General features: G+C 66.1%; 13 protein-coding genes and 2 pseudogenes. 4 read left to right on the forward strand and 11 right to left on the reverse strand.

Features of this window, described 5'->3' with window-relative positions:
- Window positions 1-100: 100 nt before the first annotated feature.
- From PL79_RS19465 to PL79_RS19475, 3 genes are all read left to right on the forward strand, one after another.
- Window positions 101-1,483, forward strand: a complete 1,383-nt coding sequence (locus PL79_RS19465; protein ID WP_044847233.1) for a replicative DNA helicase — start codon at window positions 101-103, stop codon at window positions 1,481-1,483.
- A 146-nt stretch (window positions 1,484-1,629) separates the two neighbouring features.
- On the forward strand, window positions 1,630-2,256 hold the full coding sequence (locus PL79_RS19470) for a DUF47 domain-containing protein (protein WP_044847234.1): 627 nt from the start codon (window positions 1,630-1,632) through the stop codon (window positions 2,254-2,256).
- A gap of 10 nt (window positions 2,257-2,266) precedes the next feature.
- Window positions 2,267-3,277: an inorganic phosphate transporter gene (locus PL79_RS19475; protein WP_044847235.1), complete on the forward strand. Its 1,011-nt coding sequence runs from the start codon at window positions 2,267-2,269 to the stop codon at window positions 3,275-3,277.
- Between the two features lie 121 nt (window positions 3,278-3,398).
- Here PL79_RS19475 and PL79_RS19480 read toward each other — a convergent pair.
- Window positions 3,399-4,449 (reverse strand): annotated as a pseudogene (locus PL79_RS19480) (NlpC/P60 family protein).
- A 239-nt stretch (window positions 4,450-4,688) separates the two neighbouring features.
- Entirely contained in the window at window positions 4,689-6,509 is a 1,821-nt protein-coding gene (locus PL79_RS19485) for a PhoH family protein (protein ID WP_044847237.1), read from the reverse strand.
- Here PL79_RS19485 and PL79_RS37035 point away from each other — a divergent pair.
- Window positions 6,459-6,652, forward strand: a pseudogene (locus PL79_RS37035) (hypothetical protein). The gene PL79_RS19485 and the pseudogene PL79_RS37035 overlap by 51 nt on opposite strands.
- A 192-nt stretch (window positions 6,653-6,844) precedes the next feature.
- Here the strand turns inward: PL79_RS37035 and PL79_RS19495 are convergent.
- The 9 genes from PL79_RS19495 to PL79_RS19535 all read right to left on the reverse strand — a co-directional run bounded on the left by PL79_RS19495 (window position 6,845) and on the right by PL79_RS19535 (window position 15,206).
- Window positions 6,845-7,306, reverse strand: coding sequence for a peroxiredoxin (locus PL79_RS19495; protein ID WP_006756046.1), 462 nt, complete (start codon window positions 7,304-7,306; stop codon window positions 6,845-6,847).
- Between the two features lie 103 nt (window positions 7,307-7,409).
- The gene (locus PL79_RS19500) at window positions 7,410-8,306 is read right to left on the reverse strand and encodes a polysaccharide deacetylase family protein (RefSeq protein WP_044847238.1); all 897 of its coding nucleotides are present in this window, start codon (window positions 8,304-8,306) and stop codon (window positions 7,410-7,412) included.
- A 12-nt stretch (window positions 8,307-8,318) separates the two neighbouring features.
- On the reverse strand, window positions 8,319-9,374 hold the full coding sequence (locus tag PL79_RS19505) for a bifunctional UDP-4-keto-pentose/UDP-xylose synthase (RefSeq protein WP_052664794.1): 1,056 nt from the start codon (window positions 9,372-9,374) through the stop codon (window positions 8,319-8,321).
- Complete coding sequence (locus PL79_RS19510; protein ID WP_044847239.1) at window positions 9,371-10,318, reverse strand: formyltransferase; 948 nt, start codon at window positions 10,316-10,318, stop codon at window positions 9,371-9,373. Before PL79_RS19510 ends, PL79_RS19505 begins: the two co-directional genes overlap by 4 nt.
- Entirely contained in the window at window positions 10,315-11,337 is a 1,023-nt protein-coding gene (locus tag PL79_RS19515; RefSeq protein ID WP_044847240.1) for a glycosyltransferase, read from the reverse strand. Before PL79_RS19515 ends, PL79_RS19510 begins: the two co-directional genes overlap by 4 nt.
- Before the next feature lie 6 nt (window positions 11,338-11,343).
- The gene (locus tag PL79_RS19520) at window positions 11,344-12,495 is read right to left on the reverse strand and encodes a DegT/DnrJ/EryC1/StrS family aminotransferase (RefSeq protein WP_044847241.1); all 1,152 of its coding nucleotides are present in this window, start codon (window positions 12,493-12,495) and stop codon (window positions 11,344-11,346) included.
- 139 nt (window positions 12,496-12,634) lie between these two features.
- The gene (locus tag PL79_RS19525; RefSeq protein ID WP_044847242.1) at window positions 12,635-13,006 is read right to left on the reverse strand and encodes an EamA family transporter; all 372 of its coding nucleotides are present in this window, start codon (window positions 13,004-13,006) and stop codon (window positions 12,635-12,637) included.
- Between the two features lie 13 nt (window positions 13,007-13,019).
- Window positions 13,020-14,696, reverse strand: coding sequence for a glycosyltransferase family 39 protein (locus tag PL79_RS19530; RefSeq protein ID WP_044847243.1), 1,677 nt, complete (start codon window positions 14,694-14,696; stop codon window positions 13,020-13,022).
- Window positions 14,697-14,831: 135 nt separating this feature from the next.
- A complete protein-coding gene (locus PL79_RS19535; protein WP_006754746.1) occupies window positions 14,832-15,206 on the reverse strand; it encodes an Mth938-like domain-containing protein in 375 nt (124 codons plus the stop codon).
- Window positions 15,207-15,343: the final 137 nt, after the last annotated feature.

The following is a 15,343-nucleotide window of genomic DNA, read 5'->3' on the forward strand; positions in this document are numbered from 1 at the left end:
GGACAAGGGCAGGCGCCCGGGCAACCGGGGCCTGCCTTTTTTATTGCCCGATCGCCGGAGCGGTAGCGCTGCTGCGATCTATTCGCGATAATCCCAACCCATGAACGCGCCGCAAGATCCTCAAATCGAATCGCTGAAAGTCCCGCCGCATTCGGTCGAAGCCGAGCAGTCGGTGCTCGGCGGCCTGTTGCTCGACAACGCGGCATGGGACCGGATTGCCGATTTCCTGTCGCAGGGCGACTTCTATCGCTACGACCACCGGATCATCTACGAGCACATCGGCCGGCTGATCGCGTCGACGCGCCCGGCCGACGTCGTGACCGTGTACGAAGCGCTGACCACGTCCGGCAAGGCCGACGACGTCGGCGGCCTCGCGTACCTGAACGCCCTCGCGCAGAACACGCCGAGCGCCGCGAACATTCGCCGCTACGCGGAAATCGTGCGCGACCGCGCGGTGCTGCGCCGGCTCGTGTCGGTCGCCGACGAAATCTCGGCCGACGCGTTCAATCCGCAGGGCAAGGAAGTTCGCCAGCTGCTCGACGAGGCCGAGTCGAAGGTGTTCTCGATCGCCGAAGAGGGCGCGCGCGGCAACCAGGGCTTCCTCGAGATCGGGCCGCTGCTCACGCAGGTCGTCGAGCGCATCGACACGCTGTATCACACCGCGAACCCGAGTGACGTCACGGGCACGCCGACGGGCTTCGTCGACCTCGACCGGATGACGTCCGGGATGCACGGCGGCGAACTGATCATCGTTGCCGGAAGACCGTCAATGGGAAAAACGGCCTTTTCCATGAACATCGGCGAATACGTCGCCGTCGAATACGGGCTGCCGGTCGCCGTGTTCTCGATGGAAATGCCGGGCACCCAGCTCGTGATGCGTATGCTCGGCTCGATCGGCCGGCTCGACCAGCACCGGATGCGTACCGGCCGGCTGACGGACGAGGACTGGCCGAAGCTGACGCACGCGGTGCAGAAGATGAGCGAGGCGCAGCTCTTCATCGACGAGACGGGCGGCCTGAACCCGATGGAATTGCGCTCGCGCGCGCGGCGTCTCGCACGTCAGTGCGGCAAGCTCGGCCTGATCATCGTCGACTACCTGCAGCTGATGTCGGGTTCGTCGCAGGGCGAAAACCGTGCGACCGAAATTTCCGAAATCTCGCGATCGCTGAAGAGCCTGGCAAAGGAGCTGGACGTGCCGGTGATCGCGCTGTCGCAGCTGAACCGCGGGCTGGAGCAGCGTCCGAACAAGCGTCCGGTGATGTCGGATTTGCGTGAATCGGGCGCAATCGAACAGGATGCGGACGTGATCCTGTTCATCTACCGTGACGAGGTCTACAACCCGGACAGCCCGGACAAGGGCACGGCCGAAATCATCATCGGCAAGCAGCGTAACGGCCCGATCGGACCCGTTCGGCTCACGTTTCTGGGGCAATACACGAAGTTCGACAACTTTGCGGGGGCGCAGAACTTCTACGGCGAGTAACACTTCTACGCCGGTTGTAAACCCTTATTTCGCCAAGCGTTGTATCCAATCCCGGCGCGCGCATATGCGCGCGTCGCGGCGCAACCGAAAACGGTACAATATCGCCCGTTTTCGTGACAGTCGTTTGACAATCTCTCAGGAATCCCATGTTCGGTCGATTCATGCCCACCGAGGGCAAGTTCTTTGAACTCTTCAACGCGCACGCGAAGCACATCGTTTCCGGTGGCCGCGAGCTCGAACTGCTGATCGACAATCTCGCCGACGCCGAGATTCACAAGCAAAACGTGCAGACCGCCGAGAAGGCCGCTGACAAACTGACGCATGAAGCGATCGATCTGCTGCACAAGACCTTCATCACGCCGCTCGATCGCGACGAGATCCACAAGCTGATCACGACGATGGACGACATCCTCGACCTGATGGAAGACGTCGCGACGGCCGTGTCGCTGTACGACGTGCAGTCCGTCACGTCCGAGGCGAGCCAGCTCGCGCACATCGTCACGCAGTCGGCGCAGCACGTGCAGCAGGCCGTCGGGTTGCTGTCCGACATGAAGCAGTCGGCACAGATCCTCAAGCAGTGCGAGGAGATCGACCGCTGGGAGTCGGAGGCCGATCGCGTGCTGCGCGCGGCGATGTCGAAGCTGTTCCGCGAGGAAGACGACGTGAAGACGCTCATCAAGCTGAAGGCGATCTACGAACTGCTCGAAGAGATCACCGACAAGTGCGAGGACGTCGCGAACATCATCGAAGGCATCGTGCTGGAAAACGCCTGAGCGGACCACGATGCATTCGATACAACTCGCCCTATGGATGGTCGCGACGCTGGTGCTCGTCGCGCTCGTATTCGACTTCATGAACGGCTTCCACGACGCGGCGAACTCGATCGCCACCGTCGTGTCGACCGGGGTGCTGAAGCCCCAGCAGGCCGTGGTGTTCGCGGCCGCGTTCAACGTCATCGCGTATTTCATCTTCCACCTGAAAGTCGCGCAGACTGTCGGTAAAGGCACGATCGATCCCGAGATCGTCGACCACTATGTCGTGTTCGGCGCGCTGGTCGGTGCGATCGGCTGGAACGTGATCACGTGGTACTACGGGATTCCGTCGAGCTCGTCGCACGCGCTGATCGGCGGCCTCGTCGGCGCGGCGCTCGCGAAGTCGGGCTGGAGCTCGCTGAACATCGACGGTCTGCTGAAGACGATTGCGTTCATCTTCATTTCGCCGCTGCTCGGTTTCATCCTCGGCTCGCTGTTCATGCTCGGCGTGTCGTGGCTGTATTTCCGCACCGCACCCAGCAAGGTCGACCGGCGCTTCCGGCGGCTCCAGCTGCTGTCGGCCGGCCTGTACAGCCTGGGCCACGGCGGCAACGACGCACAGAAGACGATCGGCATCATCTGGATGCTGCTGATCGCGTCGGGCTATGCGTCGGCGACGTCCGATGCGCCGCCCGCGTGGGTGATCGGCGCGTGCTACCTGTCGATGGGGCTCGGCACGCTGTTCGGCGGCTGGCGCATCGTGCGCACGATGGGCCAGAAGATCACGAAGCTCAAGCCGGTCGGCGGTTTCTGTGCCGAAAGCGGCGGGGCGATCACGCTGTTCATCGCGTCGTTCCTCGGCATTCCGGTGTCGACCACGCACACGATCACCGGCGCGATCGTCGGCGTCGGCGCCACGCAGAAGCTGTCGGCCGTTCGCTGGGGCGTCGCCGGCAACATCGTCTGGGCGTGGGTGCTGACGCTGCCGGCGGCCGCGCTGTTCGCGGCCGGCGGATGGTGGCTCGGGCACCAGATCTTCTGATATCGACGCTGTCGGGTCGACACGCGCAATGCGCCGCACACCGAAAGGTTGCGGCGCATTTTCTTTGCGCGGTCGGGAAAGGGGCGGCGCACGGCGGGGCCACCGCCGGGGATGCGCCGGATCAGTAACTGCCGTTCGCGAAGCGGGCGATCGGATCGTCGGCGGTGGCGGTGCGCGGGCTGACCGGCGCGGATTGCGTCGAAGCGCGCAACACCTGCACGGGCTCGGTGTTGCGCAGCGACGGCGCGGCGGCCGCGGGCGGCGGTTCTGCGTCGAACGCGGCAGCCTGGGCGGCCGTCAGCGCGGTGGTCGGAATCTGCGTGCCGGTCTCGGTGGGGCCAGTCGGCCCCGGATTCGCCGTCGTGGCGGTCATGTCGCCATTCACGGACGTTGCCTGCTGCTGCGCGGTCAGCACGCGCGGCGGCGGTTCGTATGGATCGGCGGCGGGGGCGGTTGCCGTGCCGTCGGGGCAACCGCCGCGGTCGAGACGACCGGCGCGGGCGACGGCGCGACGCCCGCCTGAGACGCGGCATACGCAGAGGCAGGCGCGCGACGCGGCTGCCGCGACGACAGGCGCCGCGCCGGCGCATCGCGCCGAGCCTCGTAGGTCGGCGCATCGAACGGCCGGGGCGCACCGCGCGCGGCGCGACGCGGCGAATGCCGTCGAAGCGCTTGGCCCAGTACGGGTTCGTCAGGTAGTCGAGCCGCACGGTGCCGCCGGTCGACGGCGCGTTGACGAAACGCAGCTTGCCGACATAGATGCCGACGTGCGAATGCGGGCGTCCGGTCGTATTGAAGAAGATCAGGTCGCCCGGCGCGACCTGGTCGGGGTCGATCGACACGCCGCGGCTGCTCATGTCGGCGGTCGTGCGCGGCAGGTCCACGTCGGCCGCGCGGCCGATCACGTAGCGCACCAGGCCGCTGCAGTCGAAGCCGCTCATCGGCGTGTTGCCGCCCCAGCGGTACGGCACGCCGACGAGGCTCATCGCCTGGATCGAGATCTCTTCCTGGCCGACGCTGTGGTCGACGAATTTCGGGAAATTGGCGGGTGCCGGGAAGGCGCGCGGCGTCGTGATCTTCATGCCGGAGGTGCGCGAGGCCGACTGCGGCGGCACGCTGGAGCAGGCCGCGAGCAGTGAAACGACGGCGACGGGAACCCAGATTCGAAGCATGGCAAGGCGGACGAGCGCGGCGCGCTCGCGAATCGTATGACAACAGACAGACCCGATGGTAGACGTTCCGGCGGGGCTTAGGCAACCATTCCTGAGAATTTACTTGAAGTTTCGCGTGTAAGTGAAGTGGTTGCGTAACGAAGCATGACCAACGTTTTCGACCCCAAAAATGAAAACGGCGCTCCGGAAAACCGGAGCGCCGCGTGGCGTCGGAGGCCGGCGGCAGCCGGCGTATCGCGTTACAGGATGTCCGACGCGTAGTCGGCGAGCCGCGAGCGTTCGCCGCGCGCGAGCGTCACGTGGCCGCTGTGGCCCCAGCCCTTGAAGCGGTCGACGACGTAGGTCAGGCCCGAGCTGCCTTCGGTCAGGTAAGGCGTGTCGATCTGCGCGATGTTGCCGAGGCACACGATCTTCGTGCCCGGGCCCGCGCGCGTCACGAGCGTCTTCATCTGTTTCGGCGTCAGGTTCTGCGCTTCGTCGATGATCAGGTACTTGTCGACGAACGTGCGGCCGCGCATGAAGTTCATGCTCTTCACCTTCAGGCGTGAACGGATCAGCTCCTGCGTCGCCGCACGGCCCCATTCGCCGGCTGCGTCGTCGGTTTTCTGCAGCACTTCGAGGTTGTCGTCGAATGCACCCATCCACGGCTGCATCTTCTCTTCCTCGGTGCCGGGCAGGAAACCGATGTCCTCGCCGACGGGCACGGTCGCGCGCGTCACGATGATCTCGTTGTAGCGCTTGTCGTCGAGCACCTGCGCGAGGCCGGCCGCGAGCGCGACGAGCGTCTTGCCGGTGCCGGCCTGGCCGAGCAGCGTGACGAAGTCGATCTCGGGGTTCATCAGCAGGTTCAGCGCGAAGTTCTGCTCGCGGTTGCGCGCGGTGATGCCCCACACGTTGTTCTTGTGATGGCTGTAGTCGCGCAGCGTCTGCAGCAGCGCCGTCTTGCCGTTCAGCTCGCGCACGATCGCGTGGAACGTCGGCTCGCCGTTCTGCGGCTCGAGATAGACGAACTCGTTGACGAGCATCGACCCGCAGAGCGGGCCGGTCACGCGGTAGTACGTGGTGCCCGTCTTCGTGTCCTGCCAGCTCTCCATCCCCTTCGCGTGTTTCGTCCAGAAGTCCTGCGGCAATTCGCGCACGCCGCTATAGAGGAGATCCTTGTCCTCGAGGACCTGGTCGTTGAAGTAGTCTTCCGCGGGCAGGCCGAGCGCATGCGCCTTGATGCGCATGTTGATGTCTTTCGACACCAGCACGACCTGGCGGTCCGGCCGGTCGCGCTGCAGCGCGCGCACGACGCCGAGGATCTGGTTGTCGGCCTTGCCTGCGGGCAGGCCTTCGACCGGCGCGATGTCCGCGAGCCTGGTCTGGAAGTAGAGGCGGCCGAGCGCCTCGCGGCTGCCGAGACGCGACAGCGGAATGCCGTCGGAGATCGGGCCGCCGTCGGCGACCAGCGCGTCGAGCGTGCGGCTCACCTGGCGCGCGTTGCGCGCGACTTCGGACATCCCCTTCTTGTGGTTGTCGAGTTCCTCGAGCGTCATCATCGGCAGATAGACGTCGTGTTCCTCGAAGCGGAAGAGGCTGCTCGGGTCGTGCATCAGCACGTTCGTGTCGAGCACGAACAGCTTCTGCAATTCGGCTTCGGCCGGCTTGCGGCTGCGCGACTTCGTCGCGGCGCCGGCATCGCGTGCGCTCGCGGTGGTCGGCTTGCCGGCCGCGGGCTTGTCGTTGCGTGCGACGACCGGCGCGGCGGGGGCGGCGGGGGCCGCCGGTTCGACCGGTGCCGGCATCGGCTGCAGCAGCGCGGCCGTCTGTCTGGTCTTGCGACCACGGGCGGGCGTGCCAGCGGCTTCTTGCGTCGACGCCGCGACGGCGCGCAGCGGCGCGGCCGTGTTCGCGGCTTCGGTCATCGGTTGGGCCACGCTGGCCGGGCCATATTCTCCGGCTGTGGAGGCGTCCCCTTCGGCGGATTTCTTCGCGGCTTTCGCGGGCCGCGCTTTCGCCTTGTATTCATCGGGCGGCAGCAGGCTGCCGAGCTTGCTGGGGGCAGTAGGCAAAGGCATGGTGTCCCTCGGGAGGAATCGTGTCGCATGGCGTGCGCCGCTGATCGCATCCTGCGTGACGTGGAAGGTGCATGCAGTTTGCGCGCGGTGGCGCACAGGAAATTCGTCTAGCCGGTTCGCCTAAGTGTCGATCAGCTCCTTGACGGGGTGAGGGGCCGGACCGAGAGCCGGCGCGCAGTCCATAAAAAAAGCCGCTGCCCCGTGGACCGGGACATGCGGCTGGCTGATACCGTTGTGATGCGCGTCAGGTGCCGGAAAGCATCGCAACGGGCACCGGCGCAGCTACGAGAAATATGGAGCGAACTGGCATTCATTGCGGCCCAATATAACGCGCCTCAAAGCGCTTGTACAGCACTTAGCACGTCGTCCACGTGACCGGGTACCTTGATGCCGCGCCATGCCTGGCGAAGCACACCGTCGGCGTCGATCAGGAACGTCGAACGCTCGATTCCGCGCACTTCCTTGCCATACATTTTCTTCATCTTGATGACATCGAACAGCGCGCACAGCGCTTCGTCGGCATCGGAAATCAGCGGGAACGGCAGTTCGAGCTTCGCCTTGAAATTGTCATGCGAGCGCAGGCTGTCGCGCGACACGCCGATCACTTCGGCGCCGGCCTTCTTGAACTTCGGATAGAGATCGCGGAACTGCAGGCCTTCGGTGGTGCAGCCCGGCGTGTTGTCCTTCGGATAGAAATACAGGACGAGCTTCTTGCCCTTGAGGTCGGACAGCGAAATGTCGCCGCCCGTCGCCGGTGCGGTGAAATCGGGAACTTGACGGTCAACTTCGACGGACACGTGTTTCTCCTGTTGTTATGGAAAGGCGCCGCTCGGGCGGCGCGGTTCGGCGGGGCGTCGCGGCGGCACGCCGCAAGGGCAGGCGGCGCGGGCGCGCGCGAACTCAGTCGGGCTGGACGATCAGCTCGCCGGAGCGGCCGGGAATCTCGCCCCACGTGACAGGGTACGATGGCAGCGAGTCGCGGTCCAGCGTCGCGTGGTAGTCGCCCATCGTCGCAAACGTATGGCCCTGTGCGCGCCAGCCGGCGAGCAGCTGCTCGAATACCGGCGCGAGCTTCTGGCCTTCCAGTTCCGCATGCAGCGTGAACACCTGGTCGTGCGGATTGGTTTCCGTGAACTTCAGGATGTGCGCGGCGACGTTGTGCGTGTCGATGCCGTCGATGCCGAGCACTTCGTCGAGGGTCGGCAGCGTGGTCGGCATCTGCACGTGCGACAGCGTGCGGCCGCCGACCACGGGCAGGTACGGCGAATGGCCGCGGCCGTCGGATGCGTAGCGCATCCCCCATGCGTCGATCTGCTCGAACGCGGAGTCGTTCATCTGCCAGCCGGCCGCGCCGTGCGTTGCGGGCGGCGCGCCGAAGACGTCGACGAAGCGCGCGTGGCTCTTCTGCATTTCACGCGCGGTCCAGTCGCGATCGCGCACGCGCACGTTGTCCTGCCAGTACACGTGATCCCACGTATGGATCCCGCATTCGAAGCCGGCCTCGTGGATCGCGCGCATGTCGGCGATCGCGCGGCGGCCGATGTCGGGGCCCGGCAGCAGCACCCCGTACATCAGCTGCTTCACGCCGTAGTGCTCGACCACCGACGTGCGCGACACCTTCTTCAGGAAGCCGGGGCGGAACACGCGCCGCAGCGCCCAGCCCGTGTGATCGGGGCCGAGGCTGAAGAGGAAGGTCGCGCGCGCGCTGAAGCGGTCGAAGATGCGCGCGAGGTTCGGCACGCCTTCGCGCGTGCCGCGCAGCGTGTCGACGTCGATCTTGAGGACGATACGAGCCAAGCGAGCGTCCCGTCAGTTCTGCTGCTCGACCAGCGCGCGCGCATCGGCGACATGGCCGCGATACGCTTCGAAGATCTTGCGCAGTGCGTCGTCGAACGTCGATTGCGGCGCCCAGGCGAGCTCCTGCATCGTGTTGTCGATCTTCGGCACGCGGTTCTGCACGTCCTGGTAGCCATTGCCGTAGTAGGCGCCCGACGTCGTTTCGACGAGTTGCACCTGCTTCGCGGAGCTGGCGTATTCCGGGTATTCGGCGGCCAGTTCGAGCATCTTGTGCGCGAGTTCGCGAACCGAGAAATTATTCTTCGGATTCCCGATGTTGTAGATCTTGCCCGACGCGACGCCGTTCTTGTTGTCGATGATCTTCATCAGCGCGCTGATGCCGTCGTCGATGTCGGTGAACGCGCGCTTCTGCGAGCCGCCGTCGACGAGGCTGATGTTCTCGCCGCGCACGATGTGGCCGAGGAACTGCGTGACGACGCGCGAGCTGCCTTCCTTCGGCGTGTAGATCGAGTCGAGGCCCGGGCCGATCCAGTTGAACGGACGGAACAGCGTGAAGTTCAGGCCTTCCATCCCGTAGCCCCAGATCACGCGGTCCATCAGCTGCTTCGAGCACGCGTAGATCCAGCGCGGCTTGTTGATCGGGCCGTAGGTGAGCGCCGATGCGTCCGGGTCGAACTGCTCGTCCGAGCACATGCCGTAGACCTCGGAGGTCGACGGGAACACGAGGTGCTTGCCGTACTTGACGGCCGAACGCACGATCGGCAGGTTCGCCTCGAAGTCGAGCTCGAACACGCGCAGCGGCTGCTGGACGTAGGTCGCGGGCGTCGCGATCGCGACGAGCGGCAGGATCACGTCGCACTTCTTCACGTGATACTCGACCCACTCCTTGTTGATCGTGATGTCGCCTTCGAAGAAGTGCATCCGCTCGTGGTTGACGAGGTCGCCAAGCCGATCGGTCTGCATGTCCATGCCGAACACTTCCCAATCGGTGGTTTCAAGAATGCGCTTCGACAGGTGATGGCCGATGAAGCCGTTCACACCCAGGATCAGGACTTTTTTTGCTTTCATGAATGACGGGAAGAATGAATGAACTGCGCGAATTCCGCGGGCGTCACGACGGTTTCGCTGCCGTCGCGCTGCTGCCACAGCTCGAGAATGGATAGGGCGCGGCTGTCGCCGCAGACGCCGAATAGCGCATTATCGCTTACGTGCAGGCCGGGCGGCAAATCCGCTGCGGCCGCGGCGGCGGCGCTGCCGGGCGCCGCGAGGCGCGCGCGGGCGATCACGAAACGCGTGCCGGCGACGTCGGTGAACGCGCCCGGATACGGGGGCGCGACCGCGCGTACCAGGTTATAGACCTGCGCGGCCGGCTTCGACCAGTCGACGCGGCCGTCCTCCGGCTTGCGCCCGCCGTAGTAGCTGCCGCTCGCGAGATCGTTCGGCAGATGCGGCGCCTCGCCCGCGAGCAGCGCGGGCAGCACGCGCCAGAGCGTCTGCTCGGCGGCGACCGTCACCTTGTCGAACACCTGCGCGGCCGTGTCGTCCGGCAGGATCGGCACGGCGGTCTGGGCGATGATCGCGCCCGCATCGGGCTTCGCGGCCATCTCGTGCAGCGTCGCGCCGGTTTCCGTTTCGCCGTTCAGCACGGCCCAGTTGGTCGGAACCCGACCCCGGTATTTCGGCAGCAGCGAACCGTGCATGTTGTACGCGCCGCGCGGCGCGATCGCGAGCAGGTCCACCGGCAGCATGTGGCGGTAGTAGAACGAGAAGATGAACTCGGGCCGCGCGTCGGATACGGCGCGGCGCAGTGCCGGATCGGCGGGGTCGGTCGGCGTGACGACCGGGATCCCGTGCTCGGCGGCCACCGATGCGACGCTGCCGAACCAGATGTTCTCGTTCGGGTTGTCCTCGTGCGTGACGACGAGCGCGACGTCGACGCCGCGTGCCAGCAGCACCTGCAGGCAGCGCACGCCGACGTTGTGATACGCGAAGACGACGGCGCGCGGCTTCATTGCGACGTCCCCGTGCGGCTCGCGGGGGCCGGCACCGCCGGCATCCCGTCGTGCTGTTCGAGCACGGCCTGGATCAGGTAGCGCGGCCGTGCACGCACTTGCTGGTAGATGCGGCCGACGTATTCGCCGAGCAGGCCGAGCGCGAAGATGATCACGCCGAGCAGGAAGAACGTGATCGCGAACAGCGTGAACACGCCTTGCACTTCCGCGCCGACGATGAAGCGGCGCACGAGCAGCAGCACGAACAGCGCGGCGGAGCCGAGCGACAGGATCACGCCGATGAACGACAGCCACTGCAGCGGCACGACCGAGAAGCCCGTCACGAGGTCGAAGTTCAGCCGGATCAGGCTGTACAGCGAGTACTTCGACTCGCCCGCGAAGCGTTCCTCGTGCGCGACCTCGATTTCGGTCGGTTTTTGCGCGAACGTGTAGGCCAGCGCGGGGATGAACGTGTTGACTTCGCCGCACACGTTGATCGTGTCGATGATGCGGCGGCTGTACGCGCGCAGCATGCAGCCCTGGTCGGTCATCTTGATCCGGGTGATGCGCTCGCGCAGCCGGTTCATCATCTGCGACGCCTTGCGGCGCCACAGGCTGTCCTGACGCTGCTTGCGGATCGAGCCGACGTAGTCGTAGCCTTCGCGCATCTTCGCGATCAGCTTGCCGATTTCCTCGGGCGGGTTCTGCAGGTCGGCGTCGAGCGTGATGACGATCTCGCCGCGCGACTGCGCGAAGCCGGCGAGGATCGCCATGTGCTGGCCGTAGTTGCCGTTGAGCAGCACGACACGCGTCGTGTCGGGGCGCACGTGGAACTGGTCCGCCAGCATCGCGGCCGAGCGGTCGCGGCTGCCGTCGTTGATCAGGATCACTTCGTACGACGTGCCGAGTGCGTCGAGTGCCGGGTAGAGCCGCGCGAACAGCGCGGCCAGGCCGTCTTCCTCGTTGTACACGGGGATGATGACCGATACCTCCGGGTTCGCGGCCCCCGGATGCCCGGCGCGTGCTTCAAGGTGATTCATGTACGCTTATTTTCCGTATTGTTCGCAAATCTGGTTGATGGCGTCGGCCACGCGACGCACGTCGTCTTCCGTCATCTGCGTGAAGAGCGGCAGCGTGACGGTCGATGCGCCGTATCGTTCGGCGTGGGGGAACATGCCCTCCTTGAAGCCGCGCGCACGATACAGCGTGAAAAGATGGATGGCCGGATAGTGGACGCCCGTGCCGATGCCGCGCTCCTTCATCTGCGCCATGAAATCGGCGCGCGAGATCGACAGCCGGTCGAGCGGCAGCGTGACCTGGAACATGTGCCAGTTGCTGTTCTCGAAATCGGCTACGGGCAGGCCGAGCCCGAGCTGCACGGCCGCACCGCCGTCGAGCGCGGCGAAATACGCGCGCGCGAGTGCGCGGCGCTGCGCGGTGAAGCGCTCGAGGTGCGGCAGCTGGCCGAGGCCGACGCGCGCGGCGACGTCGGTCAGGTTGTACTTGCCGCCGAGCACGTCGCAGTCCATCCCGTCGAAGCCGGTGCGCGTGATGCCCTGCAGCCGGTACTTCTGCGCGAGCGTCGCCTCGTCCTCGTTGTTCAGCACGAGCGCGCCGCCTTCGATCGTCGTCAGGTTCTTGTTCGCGTGGAAGCTGAACGACACGATGTCGCCGATCGCGCCGATGCGCTTGCCTTGCCACGTCGAGCCGAGCGCCTGCGCGGCGTCCTCGATCACGCGCAGGTTGTGTGCGCGCGCAATCGCGTACAGGCGGTCCATGTCGACCGGCAGGCCGGCCAGGTAGACCGGGATGAGCGCCTTCGTGCGCGGCGTGATCGCCTGCTCGAGCTTGTCGAGGTCGATGTTGCGCGTGACGGGGTCGATGTCGGCGAACACGGGCGTCGCGCCCGTCTCGAGGATCACGTTGCTGGTCGATACCCACGACGCCGGCGTCGTGATCACCTCGTCGCCGGGGCCGACGCCCGCGATGCGCAGGCCGATCTCGAGCGTGCAGGTGCCCGAATTGAACGCGCGGACCGGACGGCCGCCGCAGTACTCGGACAGCGCGGCTTCGAACTTCTGGCTCTGCGGGCCGGTGGTGATCCAGCCCGAGCGCAGCACGTCGACGACGCCCTGGATGGTTTCCTCGTCGATCTCGGGGCGGGTGAACGGCAGGAACGGAGCGGTAGTCTGGCTCATGAACACTTTGCCTGTAATGGCGTGTAATAAAGGGGTCGGGCGATCCGGCCCGAAACCGGCATTAAACACCGGTTGCCGGATTCGTACCGTGATTTTTTGTAGGCGGACGCTTAATGCCCGCCGGGCCGGCCGGGCGCGCTCAACTGCGCGCGAGCACGAGCACGCCGATCAGGATGATGCCGATGCCGACCAGCCGCTGGACCGACAGCACCTCGCCGAACAGGTACCAGGCGGCGAACGCGTTGACCACGTAGCCGAGCGACAGCATCGGGTAGGCGATCGACACGTCGACCCGCGACAGCCCGACAATCCAGACGACGACGCTCAGCACGTAGCAGCCGAGGCCGCCGATGATCGGCAGCTGGGTCGCGATCTTCAGGCCGACCGGCAGGATGTTCGCACGGCTGAATTCGAAGTGTCCAACGGCGTTGACGCCGGCTTTCAGCAGAAGTTGCGCACAGGCGTTGAGCATCACGCCGGTGATGATGCAGACGAACGAAACGGGATTCATGCGGCGGGCGTCCTTACGATTGCGGTTTCTCGACGATCACGCGGCGGTTGTCGCGCGCGATCACGCGCATCGGCACGCCTTGCCTGACCAGCGTGTCGTACTGGCCGGGCGGCATGATCGCGAGCGCATGGGTGTCCTGCTTCCAGCGTTCGATCCATTGGTCGACGGTCGGGATCCACTTGTCCGGCTCGACCGAGATGCCGAATGCGAGCTCGTCCTGGCGCTGGACCATGATCGTCGTGTGGCCCATGTAGAACGGGAACGTGTGATCGAGCATCTCGATCGAGTAGAACGGCGTGTCGGGCGGCAGCTTCGCCAGTTCGGCGCGCACGGCGGGCGCGAGCAGCGCGCCCGAGCTGTAGCGGCCGAATTCGTCGTGACCGGTGCCGCCGATCGTGCCGAACGCGAGCCACGCGGCGCCGAACGCGGTGATCGCGGCCGCGACGCCCACGCGGCGGTTCAGCCAGGCGGCCGCGAGCGTCAGCGCGCCCGTGACCGCGAGGCCCGCGTACAGCCACACCTGGAACGCGCGGTACAGCGCGTTCGGCGTGCGGGCGTCGCCCTGATACGCGAGGAAGATGATCCCGAACGCCGCGACGACGAAGAACACGAGGTAGCCGAGCAGGTGGCGGCGGAACCGGTCGGCGCTCATCAGCGGCAGGTACGCGCCGATGATCAGCGCGAGCGCCGGCGCGACCGGCAGCACGTACGAGATCAGTTTCGAGTGCGACGTGCTGAAGAACAGGAAGATGAACGCGCTCCAGATCAGCAGCACGAGCATCGGCGAGAAGCCGTTCGGCTGGCGCGGCATCCGCAGCGCATGGCGGATGCTCTGCCATGCGACCGACAGCCACGGCAGGAAGCCGACCAGCAGCACCGGCACGAAATAGTAGAACGGGCCCGGGCGGTTCTGTTCCGGGGTCAGGTAGCGGCGGAACTGCTGGACGATGAAGAAGAAGTTGAAGAACTCGGGGTTGCGCTGCTGGACGAGCACGAACCACGGCGTGACGATCGCGAAGAAGATCACGAGGCCGCTGGCCAGGTAGAGCCGCTTCCACAGCGCCCAGTCTCGGGCGATCAGCGTGTAGAGCACCAGTACGGCGCCGGGCAGGATCAGGCCGACGAGGCCCTTGGACAGCACGGCGAACGCCATCGCGGCCCAGCACGCCCACATCCAGCCGCGCACCGCGCCCGCCGGCAGCCCGGGCCGCTGCGCGAGCAGCAGCGAGCAGAGCGACAGCGCCATCCAGAACGCGAGCCCCATGTCGAGCGCGTTGAAGTGGCCCATCAGGTTCCAGTACGGCGAGCACGCGAGCACGACGGCCGCGAGCAAGCCGGACAGCGGGTTGAACAGGCGCGCGCCCGTGAAGCCGACCAGCAGCACGCCGGCGAAGCTGGCGAGGCCCGTGTACAGGCGCGCCTGCCATTCGCCGATGCCGAACCAGGCGAACGTCAGCGCGTTCAGCCAGGTCTGCAGCGGCGGCTTCTCGAAATACTTGTAGCCGTTGTAGCGCGGCGTGATCCAGTCGCCGGTGACGAACATTTCCCGCGCCATTTCCGCGTAGCGGCCTTCGTCGCTCGGGATCAGGTGGCGCAGCCCGAGCGGCGCGAACCAGACGATCGCGAGCGCGACGACGAGGAGGACGAGCGTGATGCGATTGAGCGGTAGCCTCGACGGCGTATCGTTCATGAATTTTCAGCCTGTTGGTTGTTGTAAGCGCCGCCGGCGGGTCGCGCCGGCGGCGGCCGGCTTGCCGGTTGCCGATCCGCGTGATGATCCGGGGATCGACCCGGTGTGCCGGCCCGAGTTTTACCGCATCGGGGATTAACGTTCAATTAAGAGCGCGGCGGCCACTTTGCGGCCCTCGGCCATCAGGATGTTGTAGGTCCGGCAGGCGGCCTGGAAATCCATCGTCTCGACGCCGATCCGCTTGGCCGTCAGCGCGGCCACGAGGCGCGGGTGCGGGAAGCGCAGCCGCGCGCCGCTGCCGAAGATCACGAGTTCGGGGGCCGGGTCGAGCAGCATCGCGAAATGCTCGGGCGCGAGCGCGTCGAACGACGATACGGGCCAGTCCCGCACCGGTGCGCCGGGCAGCACGATGACGCTCCCTTCGTGGCGTTGGAGGTTGACGTCGACATAATCGGGGCCGTAGCCGGTGACGGTGTTGAGCGCGCCGCTCGTGTCCTGGTGCAGTTTCAAATCGGTATTCCGCGGTTCCGTGGAGGGAAGGTCTGGCAAGGGCCGCACGGGCCCGGGCGGCCGTTTCGCGACCGGCGCACGCGGGACGCCTGACGGCGCGGGCCCGGAGCGGCCATGGTGCATTGCGAAAGTTGGCC

Source organism: Burkholderia sp. USMB20 (assembly GCF_000949135.2).
GTDB lineage: Bacteria > Pseudomonadota > Gammaproteobacteria > Burkholderiales > Burkholderiaceae > Burkholderia.

Excerpts from the sequence above, each read along its gene's own strand:
- PL79_RS19515 (WP_044847240.1), bottom strand. The coding sequence starts at position 11,337 with ATGAATCACCTTGAAGCACGCGCCGGGCATCCGGGGGCCGCGAACCCG.
- PL79_RS19485 (WP_044847237.1), bottom strand. The coding sequence starts at position 6,509 with ATGCCTTTGCCTACTGCCCCCAGCAAGCTCGGCAGCCTGCTGCCGCCC.
- PL79_RS19530 (WP_044847243.1), bottom strand. The coding sequence starts at position 14,696 with ATGAACGATACGCCGTCGAGGCTACCGCTCAATCGCATCACGCTCGTC.
- PL79_RS19510 (WP_044847239.1), bottom strand. The coding sequence starts at position 10,318 with ATGAAGCCGCGCGCCGTCGTCTTCGCGTATCACAACGTCGGCGTGCGC.
- PL79_RS19520 (WP_044847241.1), bottom strand. The coding sequence starts at position 12,495 with ATGAGCCAGACTACCGCTCCGTTCCTGCCGTTCACCCGCCCCGAGATC.
- PL79_RS19525 (WP_044847242.1), bottom strand. The coding sequence starts at position 13,006 with ATGAATCCCGTTTCGTTCGTCTGCATCATCACCGGCGTGATGCTCAAC.
- PL79_RS19470 (WP_044847234.1), top strand. The coding sequence starts at position 1,630 with ATGTTCGGTCGATTCATGCCCACCGAGGGCAAGTTCTTTGAACTCTTC.
- PL79_RS19475 (WP_044847235.1), top strand. The coding sequence starts at position 2,267 with ATGCATTCGATACAACTCGCCCTATGGATGGTCGCGACGCTGGTGCTC.
- PL79_RS19465 (WP_044847233.1), top strand. The coding sequence starts at position 101 with ATGAACGCGCCGCAAGATCCTCAAATCGAATCGCTGAAAGTCCCGCCG.
- PL79_RS19505 (WP_052664794.1), bottom strand. The coding sequence starts at position 9,374 with ATGAAAGCAAAAAAAGTCCTGATCCTGGGTGTGAACGGCTTCATCGGC.